Source organism: Flavobacteriales bacterium (assembly GCA_016700415.1).
Classification (GTDB): domain Bacteria; phylum Bacteroidota; class Bacteroidia; order Flavobacteriales_F; family PHOS-HE28; genus PHOS-HE28.
Genome location: CP065018.1, coordinates 3,819,088 through 3,835,295 on the forward strand (window position 1 = coordinate 3,819,088; position 16,208 = coordinate 3,835,295).

15 protein-coding genes and 1 pseudogene are annotated in these 16,208 nt (G+C 57.4%); 5 read left to right on the plus strand and 11 right to left on the minus strand.

The features are described from left to right. Positions 1-208 precede the first annotated feature (208 nt). The 4 genes from IPP95_15965 (at position 209) to IPP95_15980 (ending at position 5,411) form a co-directional block, all read left to right on the plus strand. Positions 209-2,023 (plus strand): hypothetical protein, encoded by a 1,815-nt coding sequence (locus tag IPP95_15965; protein QQS72633.1) that lies wholly within the window; start codon positions 209-211, stop codon positions 2,021-2,023. Positions 2,024-2,080: 57 nt separating this feature from the next. After that, positions 2,081-3,463 carry a tyrosine phenol-lyase gene (locus tag IPP95_15970; protein QQS72634.1) on the plus strand — a complete coding sequence of 461 codons (1,383 nt, stop codon included), beginning with the start codon at positions 2,081-2,083 and terminating at the stop codon, positions 3,461-3,463. Positions 3,464-3,582: 119 nt separating this feature from the next. Next, positions 3,583-4,959: a tryptophanase gene (locus tag IPP95_15975; protein QQS72635.1), complete on the plus strand. Its 1,377-nt coding sequence runs from the start codon at positions 3,583-3,585 to the stop codon at positions 4,957-4,959. Between the two features lie 11 nt (positions 4,960-4,970). Continuing rightward, complete coding sequence (locus tag IPP95_15980; protein QQS74300.1) at positions 4,971-5,411, plus strand: 6-carboxytetrahydropterin synthase; 441 nt, start codon at positions 4,971-4,973, stop codon at positions 5,409-5,411. A 5-nt stretch (positions 5,412-5,416) separates the two neighbouring features. Here IPP95_15980 and IPP95_15985 read toward each other — a convergent pair whose 3' ends face one another. From IPP95_15985 to IPP95_16035, 11 genes and pseudogenes are all read right to left on the minus strand, one after another. Next, entirely contained in the window at positions 5,417-5,803 is a 387-nt protein-coding gene (locus IPP95_15985) for a type II toxin-antitoxin system VapC family toxin (GenBank protein QQS72636.1), read from the minus strand. Next, the gene (locus IPP95_15990) at positions 5,800-6,033 is read right to left on the minus strand and encodes a DUF2281 domain-containing protein (protein QQS72637.1); all 234 of its coding nucleotides are present in this window, start codon (positions 6,031-6,033) and stop codon (positions 5,800-5,802) included. Before IPP95_15990 ends, IPP95_15985 begins: the two co-directional genes overlap by 4 nt. 312 nt (positions 6,034-6,345) lie before the next feature. Further along, on the minus strand, positions 6,346-7,047 hold the full coding sequence (locus IPP95_15995) for a VIT family protein (GenBank protein ID QQS72638.1): 702 nt from the start codon (positions 7,045-7,047) through the stop codon (positions 6,346-6,348). Between the two features lie 175 nt (positions 7,048-7,222). Continuing rightward, positions 7,223-8,029 (minus strand): class D beta-lactamase, encoded by an 807-nt coding sequence (gene blaOXA / locus IPP95_16000; protein QQS72639.1) that lies wholly within the window; start codon positions 8,027-8,029, stop codon positions 7,223-7,225. 179 nt (positions 8,030-8,208) lie between these two features. Then, positions 8,209-8,433 carry a DUF2281 domain-containing protein gene (locus IPP95_16005; GenBank protein ID QQS72640.1) on the minus strand — a complete coding sequence of 75 codons (225 nt, stop codon included), beginning with the start codon at positions 8,431-8,433 and terminating at the stop codon, positions 8,209-8,211. Between the two features lie 55 nt (positions 8,434-8,488). After that, positions 8,489-8,878 carry a DUF302 domain-containing protein gene (locus tag IPP95_16010; GenBank protein QQS72641.1) on the minus strand — a complete coding sequence of 130 codons (390 nt, stop codon included), beginning with the start codon at positions 8,876-8,878 and terminating at the stop codon, positions 8,489-8,491. 104 nt (positions 8,879-8,982) lie between these two features. After that, the gene (gene moaA, locus IPP95_16015; GenBank protein ID QQS72642.1) at positions 8,983-9,990 is read right to left on the minus strand and encodes a GTP 3',8-cyclase MoaA; all 1,008 of its coding nucleotides are present in this window, start codon (positions 9,988-9,990) and stop codon (positions 8,983-8,985) included. Between the two features lie 7 nt (positions 9,991-9,997). After that, complete coding sequence (locus IPP95_16020) at positions 9,998-10,699, minus strand: hemerythrin domain-containing protein (protein ID QQS72643.1); 702 nt, start codon at positions 10,697-10,699, stop codon at positions 9,998-10,000. Positions 10,700-10,875: 176 nt separating this feature from the next. Next, positions 10,876-12,195: an alginate export family protein gene (locus IPP95_16025; protein QQS72644.1), complete on the minus strand. Its 1,320-nt coding sequence runs from the start codon at positions 12,193-12,195 to the stop codon at positions 10,876-10,878. Positions 12,196-12,259: 64 nt separating this feature from the next. Next, positions 12,260-13,602, minus strand: a pseudogene (locus IPP95_16030) (NarK/NasA family nitrate transporter). A gap of 31 nt (positions 13,603-13,633) precedes the next feature. After that, entirely contained in the window at positions 13,634-15,112 is a 1,479-nt protein-coding gene (locus tag IPP95_16035) for a NarK/NasA family nitrate transporter (protein QQS74301.1), read from the minus strand. Between the two features lie 241 nt (positions 15,113-15,353). Between IPP95_16035 and IPP95_16040 the strand changes: the two genes are divergently transcribed. Continuing rightward, positions 15,354-15,818, plus strand: coding sequence for a hypothetical protein (locus IPP95_16040; GenBank protein ID QQS72645.1), 465 nt, complete (start codon positions 15,354-15,356; stop codon positions 15,816-15,818). Positions 15,819-16,208 lie beyond the last annotated feature (390 nt).

The following is a 16,208-nucleotide window of genomic DNA, read 5'->3' on the forward strand; positions in this document are numbered from 1 at the left end:
CGTGACGCATGGTGCACACATCACGGACCACACACCCGGCACTGGCTGAAAGGGCCGTATGGTGTAAGAGCACCAACGGTTGGCCCTCCAAGGTTCTCTGATGAAGGTCAGCGGCGTATTCGCCGTAAATCACGACCTTTGATAGCTTGAAGCATCAAGGCCGGAGCCCTTGGTGCTGTGCTGGCAACCCAACAAGACCTCTTCCTGTATGCCCCATACCTCCCCCCACACCTTCCACATCCCAGTGATGGGCCTTGGCTACACCATCGATACCCCGGTGAAGGTGGCCCACTTCGGCATCTCATCGGTGATCTCCATCATCGAGGATGAATTAGTGGAACGCATGCGTGAATTCCACTGCAAACAGGCCGGGGAAACCTACACCGAGATCCCGTTGAAGGAGATCGACCACCGTGCACAGCGTATCACCGCCTACTTGGACCTGGTGCAGCGGATCGTGAAGCGGAACACGGAAACCTTGCGTGCGGAGGCCTTCACCGAAGGCTCGGACATTGAGAAGTACTTCCTGCTGCTGCCGGACGAGCACCCCCTGCGCATGAAGTTCGAAGTGATGAGGGTCTGGCCGGAAGGCGAAACACGCCTGCTGATGCAGGAGGAGTTGCGCGCCGCGATCGTTCCGGGCGCCATCGATGTGAACATCATGGCCAAGATCGACCGCGAGGTGCAGGCCAAGGACGGCACCAAGCTGCCGGTGGAATATGCCGAGGGCATGGCCGCCTTCCGCGGATTCGCATTGAGCGCGCTGGATTCCTCCATCGTGATCAGCGCAGGCTACAACCCCAGGATCTACAGCTATATCGCCACTTTCCCGGATTTCTTCCCCGATGCCGAAGGTGTGATCCGCAAGAAGGTCATCCTGAAAGTGAGCGATCTGCGTTCCGCCTTGATCCAAGGGAAGATCCTCGCCAAGAAGGGGGTCTGGGTCTCCGAATTCCGCATCGAGTCCGGTTTGAATTGCGGCGGCCATGCCTTCGCCACGGACGGTATGTTGATGGGTCCGATCTTACGGGATTTCAAAGAGCGGCGTGAGGCGTTGACGACGGAACTGTACGAGCTGTGCAGCGCTGCACTTGCGGAAGGCGGCCACCATCCGCTGCCTGCCTCACCGGAAATACGCGTCACGGTGCAAGGCGGCATCGGCACCGTGAAGGAGGACGAGTTCCTGCGCAGCCACTACGGTGTCGACGGCACCGGTTGGGGAAGCCCCTTCCTGCTTGTCCCCGAGGCCACCAACGTGGATGACAAGACGCTGCAGCAGATCACCGTGGCGAAGAAGGAGGACTACTACATGAGCTGGGCCTCGCCGTTGGGGATCCCTTTCAACAACTTCCGGCCCAGCACCTCCGAGGCACAGCGCAAGGCGCGTATCGTCAAGGAGCGGCCCGGCAGCCCGTGCTACAAGAAGTTCCTCAGCACCGACACCGAGTTCACCGAGATCCCCATCTGCACCTCCTCACGCCAGTACCAGGACCTCAAGCTGAAGCAGTTGAAGGAGCAGGGCCTCGACCCCGTGAGCTATGCGATGGCGGCGGCGCGCATCACCGAGAAGGACTGCCTGTGCGAGGGCCTCGGGGCCAGCGTCCTGCTGAAGGACAACATGACGCCCGCTCACAAGCTGGAGGCGGTGGCCATCTGCCCCGGCCCCAACCTCGCCTACTTCTCGAAGGTCGTACCGCTGCGGACCATGGTGGACCACATCTACGGACGGATCTCGCTGCTCAATGAGAACGATCGTGCCCACATGTTCATCAACGAGATGAAGCTGTACGTGGACTATCTCAAGCGGGAATTCGAGCAAGTGAAGCACGCGGCCACGGTCAAGCAGCGCCGCTACATCGAGGCTTTCAAGGCCAACATGCTCAGCGGTATCCACTACTACGAGGAGCTTGCTCCGGTGCTGCACCGGCAGGCATCCTCAGCCTTGCATCGCTTCCAGGACGACCTGAGGGGCCATGCCGCCGAGGTGCGCGCCATGCTCCTGCCCGCCCCGGTGCTGGCTTGAGCACGTGGTGATCCGTCCCATTAGCTGAAGAACCATCCTTTTTCATCCATCTTATCAATGACCGAGACAACAACACCCTGGGCCGAACCCTACAAGATCAAAATGGTCGAGCCGCTGGCCATGACCACCCGCGAACAACGCCAAAAAGCCTTGGAGGAGGCGGGCTACAACACCTTCCTGCTGAAGTCCGAGGACGTCTACATCGACCTGCTCACCGACAGCGGCACCAGCGCCATGAGCGACCGCCAGTGGGCCGGCATGATGATGGGCGACGAGGCCTACGCCGGCAGTCGCAACTTCTACCACTTGGAGTCCGCAGTTCAGCGCTACTACGGCTACAAGCACGTGATCCCCACGCACCAAGGGCGCGGCGCGGAGAACCTCATATCGCGCATCCTCATCAAGCCCGGCGACATCGTGCCCGGCAACATGTACTTCACCACCACGCGCCTGCACCAGGAGCTTTCAGGAGGCACCTTTGCGGACATCATCGTGGACGAGGCCCACGATCCCAACAGCCTCTTTCCGTTCAAGGGCAATGTGGACCTGAACAAGCTGGAGGCTTTGATCAAGAAGCACGGCCCGGAGAAGATCCCCTACGTCAGCATCGCCACCACGGTGAACATGGCCGGCGGCCAGCCGATCTCGCTGGCGAACATGAAAGCGGTGCGTGAGCTGACCAACAAGTACAAGATCCGCATCATCCACGACATGACGCGCGTGGCTGAGAACGCTTACATGATCAAGCTGCTGGAGGAAGGGCAAAGCCAGCGGTCCACGGCGGAGATCGTGCTGGAACTTTGCTCGCTCACCGACGGTGCCACCATGAGCGCCAAGAAGGACGCACTGGTGAACATCGGCGGCTTCATGGCCACCAACGAATGGGATGTCTTTGAGGAGGCGCGCAACCAAGTGGTGATCTACGAGGGCCTGCACACCTATGGCGGATTGGCCGGACGCGACATGGAGGCCATGGCGATCGGCATCTCCGAATCAGTGGACGAGGACCACATCCGGGCCCGGGTCGGTCAAGTGTTCTACCTCGGTGAAAAGCTGATCGCGGCGGGCATTCCCGTGGTGCGCCCCATCGGCACCCATGGCGTCTTCCTGGACGCGAAGGCCATCCTGCCGCACATCCCGCAAACCTCTTTCCCCGCGCAGACGTTGGCGGCCGAGCTCTATTTGGACGCGGGCGTCCGCAGCATGGAACGCGGCATCGTGAGCGCAGGGCGCGATAAGGATACCGGGGAGAACTACCTGCCCGAACTGGAAATGGTGCGCCTCACCATCCCTCGGCGTGCGTACACCCAGGCGCACATGGACGTCATCGCCGCATCGGTGATCAACGTGTACAAGCGCCGCGAGCAGATCACCGGCTTGAAGATGGTCTATGAGCCGAAGTACCTGCGCTTCTTCCAAGCCAAATTCGAGAAGCTGTGAAAAAGAGCGTCTCAGAGTTTTACCACAAAAGGGACACGTTGATGTCGTAGGCCGGGCGCCTCAACGGCATTATCCGCGTCCATCCGTGTCCATCCGTGGTTCGTTCTAAAATCGACAACATGCAACACAAGACCATCATCGAGCCCTTCCGCATCAAGAGCGTGGAGCCCATCAGCGTGGGCACCGAAGCGGAGCGCACGCAATACCTGAAGGACGCCCACTACAATCCGTTCCTGCTGCGATCGGACAATGTGGTGATCGACTTCATGACCGATAGCGGCACCAGCGCCATGAGCGCCCGGCAATGGGCGGGCATGATGGAGGGCGATGAGGCCTATGCCGGTTCGCGGAGCTGGGAGCGCATGGAGCGGGAAGTGCGGGACCTCACCGGCATGGCGTACATCCTCCCCACGCACCAAGGCCGCGCCGCGGAACGCATCATCTATGGCCACTTGGGCGGCCCGGGCAAGGTCTTCATCAGCAACACGCACTTCGATACCACACGCGCCAACATCGAGTTCAGCGGCGCCACCGCCATCGACATCCCCATCGCCGAAGGGAAGGACACGGCCTTGGAGCATCCGTTCAAGGGCAACATGGACGTGGGCGAGCTGGACCGCTTGCTGAAGGAGCACAAGGGCCATGTGGGCGCGGTGATCCTCACGGTGACCAACAACAGCGGAGGCGGCCAGCCGGTGAGCATGGCCAATGCGGAGAGCATCGCCGCGATCTGCAAGCGGCACGGTGTGCTCTACTTGCTGGATTGCTGCCGCATCGCGGAGAACAGCTGGTTCATCAAGCACCGGGAGGAAGGCATGGAAGGCTTGACCTATCGCCAGATCGCGCAACGCATGTTCGCCCTGACCGATGGCGCCGTGATGAGCGCCAAGAAGGACGCGCTGGTGAACATGGGCGGCTTTCTGGCCTTGAAGGACGAGGTCTTGGCCGAGGCCTGCATCAACCTCTTGATCATCACGGAGGGCTTTGCGACCTATGGCGGATTGTCCGGCCGCGACATGGAGGCGATCGCGATCGGCCTGCAGGAGATCTTCGATCCGCACTATCTGGACTACCGGATCAAGAGCACCCTTTTCCTCGGGAAGAAGATGCACGAGCTGGGCGTTCCGCTGATGATGCCCATCGGTGGGCACGCGGTGTACGTGGACGCGAAGAAGCTGTATCCCCACATCCCGCCGCATGAATATCCCGGGCAGGCCCTGGTGGGCGAACTGTACAAGCTGGGCGGCATCCGCACGGTGGAGATCGGCTCCGTGATGTTCGGCACCTACAACGCCGACGGCACGCTGAATCCCGCGCCCATGGAGCTGGTGCGCTTAGCCATTCCGCGCCGGGTGTACACGCAGAGCCACATCGAATACGTGGTGGAGACCTTCGAGGAGATCATGAAGCAGCGCGACCGGGTACGCGGGTTGAAGATCACCAAGGAGCCGCGTTTCCTGCGCCACTTCACCGCGCACTTCGAGCCATTGACATGAGCAACGGACCGATGGACCGGCCGGTGCGTGTCACCAAGCGCTTCACCTTCGAGATGGCCCATGCGCTGCGGTGCCACGATGGCCTCTGCGCCCAGATCCATGGGCACTCGTACGTGTTGGACGTTACGTTGATCGGGAAGCCGCGCAATGAGCCGGAACACCCGAAGGACGGCATGGTGATCGACTTCGCCGAGCTGAAGAAGCTGGTGAATAAGGCCGTGGTGGAGCATTACGACCATGCACTGGTGCTGCACGAGAAGGACCGCGACCAGGCCTCCTCCGGCCACGAACTCTTCGGCCGGACGCGCTTCACGCCATGGCAGCCCAGTTGCGAGAATGTGCTGCTGGACATCGTGGAGCGCTTGCAGAAGGCACTGCCGGAGAAGGACGCGCTGTACGCCGTCCGCCTTCAGGAAACGGCCACGAGCTGGGCGGAGTGGGGGCGGGGTTGATCAGATCAAGCCTTCACGAGCGGCACATCGTATTGCGCGAAGTGCGGGTCGGCCGTGAGCAGTTGCATGCCTTCGGCCTTGGCTTGGGCGATCAACATTCGGTCGAACGGGTCGCGGTGGTGTAAGGGAAGCTTGGATAGTTCGAGTATATGTGGCATTGTAACGGGCCGGGGAACGAACCCTCCGTTGGTGAATGACTTGAAGAAATCCTCGATCGGGCTATGGAGTTCCAGCTTCCCGAGCGCATGCTTGATCCCGATCTCCCACAATGATGCAATGCTCACGAGACATTCATGCTTTGGGTTCTCGATGATCGCTCTAGTGGCAGGGGTGCATTCCCGTTGACCCAGAACGAACCAGAGGAAGACATGGGTGTCCAGCAACACCTTCATTCCATGTATTCTTTGAAGTCATCAAGCGGGTCATCGAAGTCCTTGGAAATGGTGGCCATGCCTTTGGCGATGCCGAATACACGCGGCTTCTTTGCGTCGTTATCCTGTGGAACCCCTGCCTGCTTCTTTTGCTCCCATTGTTCCATGAGTGAAGCAATGAAGTCAAGCACCTTCTTCCTCACCTCCTCCGGAAGTGAGTCGAGCTGGATGTATGGGTCGTGCGTGGCCATATTTCAAAGATAGGCGATCAGGACTTCACGAGCGGCACGTTGTAATGAGCGACATTTGGGTCGACGGCCTTACCGGCGCTCGGCGTAGTGCATGCCGCTCCGAAGTAACGCTGTGCTGCAGTCTGAAGACTGCCTATGGCTCCTGTGCATCTGTCCACTCCGGGGAGCAGGCCCACCAGTGACCCCTGCCGTTCATTCAGGAACCCATATTCCGGTTGGCAGGGAACACTGGCGGGAGCGGGGGGAAAATGATTGGTAAATGATTTACCACTAAATGCCAATGTGCTCCGTTCATATTATTTTTTTAAAAAATTAAACATTTACTCCAAAAAGGTAACCAACTAACGCAGAAAGTACCATTGCAATTGTTCCCCAAATTGTAATGCGTAAGATAGCTTTTTTTATACTTGACCCACCTGTTTTTGCAGCTGTTGTTCCAAGTATTATTAAGAATATAGTAGTAAAGCCATACAACCAATATTCCATTCCTTTTACTGGTGCAAATAGAATTACTAAAAGTGGTAAAACACCACCAACAGTAAATGCAGCACCTGATGCTATTGCAGCTTGAATTGGATTAGCTTGACTTATTTCATTGATGCCTAATTCATCTCTAATGTGAGTTCCTAATGCATCTTCTTCTGTCAATTCAATTGCTACTTGCATTGCGGTTACTTTTTTAAGTCCACGCTTCTCATAGATTTGAGCCAAAATATTTAGTTCTTCTTTTGGCATTTCTTTGAGTTCTTTTATTTCTCTTTCGATGTCTGCTTTTTCTGTATCTGTTTGCGAACTTACAGAAACATACTCGCCTGCTGCCATTGATAAAGCACCTGCTACAAGTCCAGCGACTGTTGCTAACAATATTGGTTCTCTTGTCGAACTTGCTGCTGCAACACCAATAGCAAGACTTGAAATAGAAATAATTCCGTCATTTGCCCCCAAAACGGCTGCTCTTAACCAGTTACTTCGGTGTATGTAATGATTGTCTAAATAGTTGTCGATTGTTATCATTGTCTTGTTGTTGTCGGGTTGCTTTAAAATTACGCCTAACGGTTTGCAGCTACCCGAAGGGCGGGATTTTTACCAATAAACCTCATTCGGAGCACTGAACTTTCGGCTACCACAAATGTGTCTGTGGAGCACGAAACCCCGCCTTTTGGGTAGGTGCTGTTAGCAGCAGCAATTCTCATTTGTCAGTCAGTTTAAGGTCGTCAAGTATTAAATAAACAATGTCAATTCGTGCATTTGCAAAGTCCTTGTTGTTTAAGTCAGCCGATTGAATGCAATTAGCAAAATAATAAACTTTGTTTTCAGTCTCCAAATAGCCAACATACCAACCAACATCTTTGTTGTCTTGTCCGCCCCAACCAGTTTTTGCTCTTACTACATAGTCCAACGTGTCCTTTGCAATCATTATGTTTTTTACAATGTCAACTGAACGCTGTGAAAAAGGAAGTTGGTTGTCGTGAAGTCGCTTTAAAAAGTCAATTTGTTGTTTGGGTGAAATACGAAGTCCGCCAGTCAGCCAAAACTTGTCAATGCCGCCTGATGTGTCTGCGTTGCCATAGTTTGCTTTGTCAAGCCAGTATTTCATTTGCTGTCCGCCTACTCGTCTGGCAAGTTCTTGATAATACCAAACAGTCGAATTTTTGAAAGCTGTTTTTAAGTCGTGGTCGGTGTTCCAGTTTGGATTTTGTCTGGTTACGCTGTCCCACGGAATTACAAAATTCTCGTCTTTAATTACTCCCGTCTCAAGTCCGATAAGAGAGTTACAAATTTTAAAAGTCGAAGCAGGTGAAAAAGTTTGCTCGAACTGGTTTTGGTTGTAAAAAATATAATTGTCGGTTTGAGGGTCATAAAGCACGAAAGAACCGTTAACATTAAACTGGTCGTAATACTTTTTAAAATCGTTACGAATTTCAGTCGTCTGTTTTTGCTTACAGGCTGTCAGTCCAATAACAGCTAAAGTCAATATTAATATGGTCTGTTTCATTGTCGTCATATTGTTGCTGCTAACTAGTCGGTTGACGCTATATGTGGTTTATTTCCGGACTTGGTTTGTGCTTGGAGTTGGGTTTATCGCACTATTTGGGCATGTAAAGCCCAATAGGCTTTCGGTCTCCGAAGGTCGTCCAATGTAGCGCAGCTTTGCTGTTACCCGATGTGAGCGTTTCATTCCATGTACTCCTTGAAGTCATCCAGGGGCTCGTCGAAATCATCTGGAATAGTTGCCATTCCTTTGGCCAACCCGGCGATCAGCTTTTTCTTTGGCGACACTTCTTGTGCTGGGTTATTCCGCTCCCATTCCACCATCAGTTCCGTGATGAACGCAAGCACCTTCTTCCTCACCTCCTCCGGGAGTGAGTCGAGCTGGATGTATGGGTCGTGGGCGGCCATATTTCAAAGATAGGCCGATCAGCTCCAAGGCTGCTTGGAGCGTGGACTTACAACCTCACACCCTTTCCACCACGCGCTTCAAGGCATCGCGCACTTGTGTCGCGAGGGGCTCTATGGCCGGATTGTCCACGGCGCTCATGGCGGCCGCGGGGTCGATGGCCGCCACTTGATGCTTTCCGTCGGGCAGTTGCCGGAGGATGACATTGCACGGTAGCATGGTGCTGATGAGCGGCTCCAAGGTGACCACCTGGTCCGCGAACACCGGATTGCAGGCGCCCAGGATCAGGTGCGGCAAATGGTCCTTGTTCAGCTTTTTCTTCAATGTGGCCTGCAGGTCGATCTCCGTGAGCACACCGAAGCCTTCGGTCTTCAGCGCTTCCACGGTGCGTTCCTTCAAGGTGGCCATGTCGGTGTTGGCGATGGTACGGGTGATGGCGTAGTTCATGGTGATGTGGGTTGATCCCATACGGGGATGTGCAGGTGGTACAAAGGTCCGCCGGATACAGCGGACGGTATGTGATGAAGGTCACGGTTGCGAGGGATCCCGCTTCAGCCGCCGATGGCCTGCATGGCCCGGTTCCCGGTATGGTTCCCCGGATCGCTGAACTCCTCCAAGGATTCCATACCGCCGCGTGCCTTCTTCTTATGAAGGACGTTGCTGCGGATCAGCTCGGTGATGTCCTCTCCCTTGCGGTAGGCGCTCAACAGGTCGCTTTCCGTGCCGGAGAAGAGGCAGTTTTTCATGCGGCCGTCGGCGGTAAGGCGCAGCCGGTTGCACGAATCGCAGAACGGGTTGGTCACCGTGCTGATGACCGCGAACGATCCCTGGTGCCCTTTGATCCGGTAGTGTTTGGCCGTGTCGTGGGGGCCGTCGATCATCCGTTCGATGTTGTCCGCTCCGAACCGGGTCCCCACCGTGTCAAGGACCTCCTGCAAGGAGACGCCCTTGCTCCAGTCCCACTTGTTCCCGTCAAAGGGCATGAACTCGATGAAACGGACCCGGACGCCCTCGTCGGCGGTCCATTGCACAAAGTCGCCGATCTCGTCGTCGTTCGTGCCGCGGATCAATACCGTGTTCACCTTCACGTCGAAGCCCCTGTCCATCAGCAGGCGGATGTTGCCAATCACCTCCTTGTAATGGTCGCGCCGCGTGATCCGCTGCATGCGTTCCGGCCTCAAGGTGTCCAAGCTCACGTTGACATTGCGGACCCCGTATCGTTCGAACACGTCGATGAAGCGGTCCACCAGTACGCCGTTGGTGGTGATGGCGAGCTCTATGGGCAGCTTGGACAGGCCCTCGATGATCTCCGCCGCATCGTTCCGCACCAGCGGCTCGCCACCGGTCAGGCGGATCTTGCGCACGCCCATGGAAACGAAGGTGCCTGCGATGGCAAGCAGTTCCTCCTGCCGCATGAACTCCTCCCGGGGCCGAAGTGCGATACCCTCCTCGGGCATGCAATAGAAGCACCGCATGTTGCAGCGCTCCGTAAGGGAGATGCGCAGGTAGTCGTGCCTTCTTCCGAAAGTATCTGTCAACAGGGTGCTGCGGTCGGTCATCGCCCGGTCAGTTCGCGATGCGGTCGAACTCCTCCGTGGTGATCAGCTTATGCGCCAAGGGGAAGAGGATGTTGTCCTCGCGATGGATGTGCAGGCGGAGCAGCTCGGTGAGCTCCCTGCCCGTGTTGAAGGAGGTGTCCAGCACGAACATGGCCGAGCGGGCATCGGGCAATCGGGCGGCCAGGCCGAGCATGTTGAAGCAGAGCGCCCCGAGCTGGATGAATTTCACATGGTCGTCCTCCATCAGGTCAACGGCCGTGCGTGGCTGCTTGTCGATGCTGTGCTCTCCGGAGGCGACGAGCTTGGTGTGGAGCAGGGGGAAAAGCTGCCTTTCCTCGCGCCGGTTGTGGTCGAGCAGGTGTTCATCGTAGTATTCAAAGAAGTCATGGAACTCCCCGTTGGTCTCCTCGTCCATCCGGTACTGCTGTTCCTTGAATTTCGCCAGCGCCTTGTCGAAGCGCTCGATCATCTCCACGGCCTTCACGTGGTCGTCCATGTAGTGCTGGAGCAAGGGGTGCAAGGCCTCGTAGGGAACATCCTCGATCACCGCGCCACCGTATGCGTCGGGCGGGTCCATGGGCGAGTTTTCCTCGCCCTCCATGCCTTTCTCCGCGTTCACCTTCAGCGGGTCGGTCTTCTTGAGGCTCGGGTCCAGCTTGGGCCCTTTGTTGTCCAATCGTTTCCCGCTAACAGGGTCGATGATCTTCATGGCTTTGTGCGTTGCATTGGGTAAGAATGGATCATAGTTCTCGATCCGGGTATGCGGCAAGTTTAACAGCCTTGCGCCGAACGGGGTCTAAAGAACGTGAAGCCCCGGTAAACCGGAGTTGAGCAATATCATGGGAATGATGATCGGCCCGGGGTTTGGGCCGTGGATGTTGCCGTTCAGAACTGCAGGCCCGTGAACCGCTTCGCCAGATTTGGCCGGACCAGGATGGAGAGGTAGGCCCAGTTCTGCATGTCGGCTATACCCGGTGCTGCCTCCAACTGCTGGAGGGTCTCGGTCGCGAACAGCTGGGAATAGCCTATTTGCAAGGAGACCACGTCGTTCAGGAGGTGGCCCATGCTCAGGTCGATCTCGTTGCCGAGCCTGCCGTCCATCTGCTTGCCGTCCTTCATCACATTGGCCGCGGCTTGCAGCTCATGCACGTTCATCGAGAGGAAGGTGCGCTTGTTCAAGTCGTAGCGCACGCGCAGGAACACGTCCATCAGACCTACGGAATTTCCTCCGCGGCCGCCCACATAGAAATGATCCATATAGCCATTGTGGGCGTGGTTGGTCCCGTACATCGGTGTATAGGACCGGTTGACTTTGTCGGTGGCGTCCTGCGCGGTGCCTGAAAGCAGTTCGCCCCCCAAGGTGGCGAGCACCGCCGAGCCTTTTTCCTTGTTCATGTCCGCCTTGTACGAGACCTGGGCACTGGCATCATAGGCCTGGACCTCGCGCTTGCCCACGTCCTCGCCGATCTGGTGGTAGTAAAAGCCGGAAAGTGACAGGCCTCCGCTTTCGTAGCGGACGGTGGGCAGGCCGAAGGTCTGCGTGTAGCGCACGCCTTCCTCGGTCAGGTTGCCGAGACTGTCCTTGTTGGCGTAATAAAGGCCGTTGTTCCAGAAGAGGGCGCTTAGCCGGAATTTGTCCCAGTGTTTTTCCATCCACAGCATTTGGGCCGCCTTGTACTGTTGGGGGATGTCATAAGATGAAAAGGCCAGTGTTTCCCCTGTGGAGTTGAAGGCGGCACCCACATGCAGTTTGAACGTGTTCCGCTCGTACTTCAGCAGCGCGATATCGTGTGACCGGGCTTGCAGGGCCCAATCGAGGTTTCCGAGGAAGCGGGCGTTGTCGTAATTGAGTTCCTGGCGTCCGAGTTTCAGCACCCAGCTCGTGTCGAGCTGGATCTCCGACCAGGCCTCATGTACCGAAAAAAAGCCGTCACTGGCGTTCGCCTGCGAAGTGCTGCCCCAAGTGCGCACGTCCTGGACGCTGACATGGAAGCGGACGCGCTGATGCGTGTACGTAGCTTGGAGCCGGGCCCGCTGGCCGATGAAGAACGCCGGGACCCCGGCCGTATCGATCAGCTTTCCATAGCCGTTGCGGAACTCCGCACGTTGCAGCAACTGACCGCCCCAAGTGAACTGGGAGAACACCAGTTGTGGGCCCAATGTTGCGATCAGGGTCAACAGGCACAGTGTGGAGGCTCGGTTCATGCCTGAACGTCCGGTAGGTTCGTGATGCTGGGAATTCATGTTGGTGCGGTTCAGGTTCGTACTACTAACTGGGGCGTTCGCAGCCCTTCTTGTTGTAGAAATGCCAATTCACCCAGGTGGCGATCACCAGGAACACCAACAAGCCCCAGAAGAAGCCGTTCGCGTTGGTGGTGGCTGTGATGACCGCGCCGATGATCACAGAGTAGACGAACGGACCGTATGCCGCGATCGCGGCCGTCCAACCGATCACACCAGCAGCCTGTCGCGGGGAGTGTTGGAAGATGATCGGGAACTGCCGGAAGGTGGAGGCGTTGCCGATCCCGGTGAAGAAGAACATGGCGAACATGATCCCGATGAACCAAGGAAGTTGTTCCAAGGAAGTGGGGGCCAACAAACCCATGGTGAGCAGCAGGATGGTGCCGATGAGGAGGCCCACCCCGGTGATGGTGGTGAGGATGGCCCCACCGATCTTGTCCGCGACGAAGCCGAAAAGCACACGGCTTGCGGAGCCGATAAGTGGGCCGTAGAAGGCATACGTCAATGGGTCAGGGAATCCGTGGAAGCCTCCGTACAGGGCCTTCATCATCATGGGAAAGGTCGCAGCCAATCCGGCGAAGGTGCCGAAGGTCATGAAGTAGGTGATGGTGCAATACCAGGTGTGCCGCTCTTTGAAGATGTCGAATTGTTCACGGATGGACGCCTTGACGGGCACGCTTTTCAGGTAGCGCCAGCAGAGGAACGTCATGATGAGGATAAAGGGCACGTACCAGAAGCTGGCACTTTGCAAGTAGATCTCCTTGGAGATGACGACTTCGTTCGTGGTCGCATCGAACTTCTCGAAGAGCCGGGGCGCACCATAGAGGGCCACCCCGAGCAGTGCCGGGGTCATGAACTGGGCAAGGCTCACCCCGAAATTGCCGATGCCGGCCTGGATGCCCAAGGCTGTTCCCTTCAGCCGTTTCGGGAAGAAGAGGCTCGTGGAGGGCATGTATGAGGAGAAGTCGCCCCCGCCGAAACCAGCGGTAAGCGCAAGCACCATGAATACCCAGTAGGGCGTGGTCGGGTCCATCACGGCGAATCCGATGCCGATGACCGGTATGAGCTGATCACCGTGGAGATGGTGATGGTATGCCGTGTGCCGTATACCGGGATCAAGAACGTATGGACAATGCGCAACGTACCGCCGGCCAGGCCGGGCATGGCCGCTAACCAGAACAGTTGCTCCGTGGTGAAGGTGAACCCGATGCCGGGCAGCTTGATCACGATGGCGCTCATCATGAACCACGTTGCGAAGGACAGAATGAGCGCGATGGTCGTGATCGTCAAGGTACGCCACGCGATCCGGCTGCCTTGGTCACGCCAGAAGTCCGGTTCCTCAGGGGTCCATTTTTCGATCCAAGTAGCCATGGTGGTGGTGGGTTTGGTGGTTTTGTTCTAGTTAGGACGGGTTCTCCAGCTGGTTTTCCTTTCGGCGCAGCAAGCGGCTCACGACCAGGTTCATCCACCAGAGGCTCAAAGCCGAGATCAAGAGGATAAGCATCCAGGAGCTGGTCCACAGCCCGGTGCCGTCAAGCAGGTAGCCGAAGAGGATGGGGCAGAAGAAGCCGCCAAGGCCACCGATCACTCCCACCATGCCGCCAACAACGCCCACCTCCGTGGGGAAATACTCCGGGATGTGTTTGTAAACGGCGGCCTTCCCGATGCCCCAAACGAGCCCGATGAAGATCACGAGAACGGTGAACACCCACACGTTGGCCTGGAAATAGATCTGCGTGACCCCCTTGGCCAAGAGTTGCCGTTTCACCACCTGGTCGCCCACCTTCACCATCGGCTGGTGCCAGCTGGCCTTGGTGGGCATGATGAGCTGTCTGCTGTCCGCATTCTCGAAGTCCTGGCTTCTGCCCTTGAGCGGATATTCCCGGCCGCTGACCTTCACCAAGCTGTCGCTCACCTGTTCCACCTGGCCGGCTTTGAGGGCCATCACCCCGCGACCGGGTGATACCACCTGCATCTTGGGCACCACCAGCATCAGGCTGATCGCGACCGAGAAGCCAAGCACCCAGTACATCACCCGGCGTGCGCCCCACTTGTCGCTCAGCCAGCCGCCGAGGGCACGGATCACCCCGGATGGAAAGCTGAACAGGGAGGCGAACAGGCCGGCCAATACCAGGGAGATCCCGTACACGTTCACATAGTAGGGGACCAGCCATTGTGCAAAGGCCACGAAGCAGCCGAACACCAGGAAGTAATACAGGCCGAAACGCCACACACGCACATCCCGGAGCGGCCTGAGGAGCTTGCTCATGGTGCGTGGCTCGGCGACCGGCTTGCGGTTCTCGGTGAACATGGCGAACGCAATGGCCATCACCACCAGCGTGGCGGCATAGAAACGCGGCAACTGGCGCCATCCCTCCAGGTCGGCTCCGTCATGGGTCAAGTACAGCAAGAGCGTGGGTGCGAAGAGCGTGGTGAACGCGGCACCTGCATTCCCTGCGCCAAAGATCCCCAGAGCAAGGCCCTGCTGCCGCTTGGGGTACCAGACCGAGGTGTTGGCGATGCCCACGGCGAAACCGGCACCCGTAAGGCCGAAGCCGAAGCTCATCAGGGCGAAACCAAAGAAGGAGTCCGTGAATGAAAGCAGGTACATGGGGATCGCGGATGCCACCAATAGCAAGGTGAACACCCATTTGCCACCGTACCGGTCCGTGAGAATGCCTACGGGCAGCCGGAAAAGAGAACCGGTGAGCACCGGGATGCCGAGCAGCCAACCCACTTGCACAGTGCTCCATTGGAAAACGGAATTGTCCACCAGAAAGGTGACAAGCACGCCGTTCAACATCCACGCCGCGAAACACAGGGTGAACGCAAGCGTGTTCAACGTCAGCATCCGATGCGACTTGCCGGTGGCCTTTTCCATCGTGTTCATCGTACAGGGAAGTTGGTGGTGGGGTGGTGGGGCGCGGAGGCGGGAACCGCTCCGTTTCGCGAGCAATGTTATGACTCAGAATAGGCTGGAATATGATATGTGTCATATAATTGAAAAAGGACCGGAATACCTTGCGGGTCCGAACGGAGGGCGTGATCGATCTACGTCCTTTTGTTTTGATCGTTCCCCGAATGTGCTTAACCTTGAACGCGGATCAAACAATACCCGGACCATGGCGGACGTGAAGGAAAAGGTTTCGTTGGAGGTCGTTCGTGAGAGCCCGGCGCTACACGAGACGATCGAATTCTGGTTCTCGGACCGCGACCATTTGAGGTCGCCTTTCCCGCCCGGTATCCGGGAGGAATTGACCGAGAAGGCCGCATTGCGGTTCCATCAGTGGGTGAACCTGCTTGACCCCAAAGCCCAGGGCGAGGTGGACAACGAGGTGATGGGCGAGAAGATCGAGGAGATCATCTTCACCTGCGCCATGGAACTGGTGACCGACCCCGAGCAGCGCATCACCATCGGCTTTCCGTTCATGCCACGCCCAGGCGACCCTATCCAGTCATCGGACGGCTCTGAGTCCAAGGTGATCGCACGGAGGATCGAGAAGGAGGACAAGGACGCCTTCCTTCTGGTGCTCGCACGGGAGACGGGATCCGGGAAGGAGTGGAGCACCCGCTTCGAACTGCCCTGAGCGCACAGAAGCAATCACGCTGGCGGAAGGCCCGTTCACACGCACTCCCGTAGGGTCTCCGCCTCGGGACCCTGCGGGCCGTACCATGCGGCTCATTTGCCCAAGGCAATTTGGTGATGCTCCACCGCACCGAGGGTGTGGCAGGGCTATCGGGTCTTATTTCTCGCGCCTTTCGGCGCTTCGCACAGCATTCAAGGAACCACGGATACACACGGATCTGCACGGATGAGGGCCAGAACAGAACAATAGGGTCAATGCGTATGCGCTCATCGATCTTGGAGCTTGGATCCGTGCCTATCCGTGTCCATCCGTGGTAAAGAACACTCGGTCTTGTGCGCCCGCAGGGCGCTTAAGACCCGATAGCCCTGGAGGGTGTGGGGCGTGGGCCAC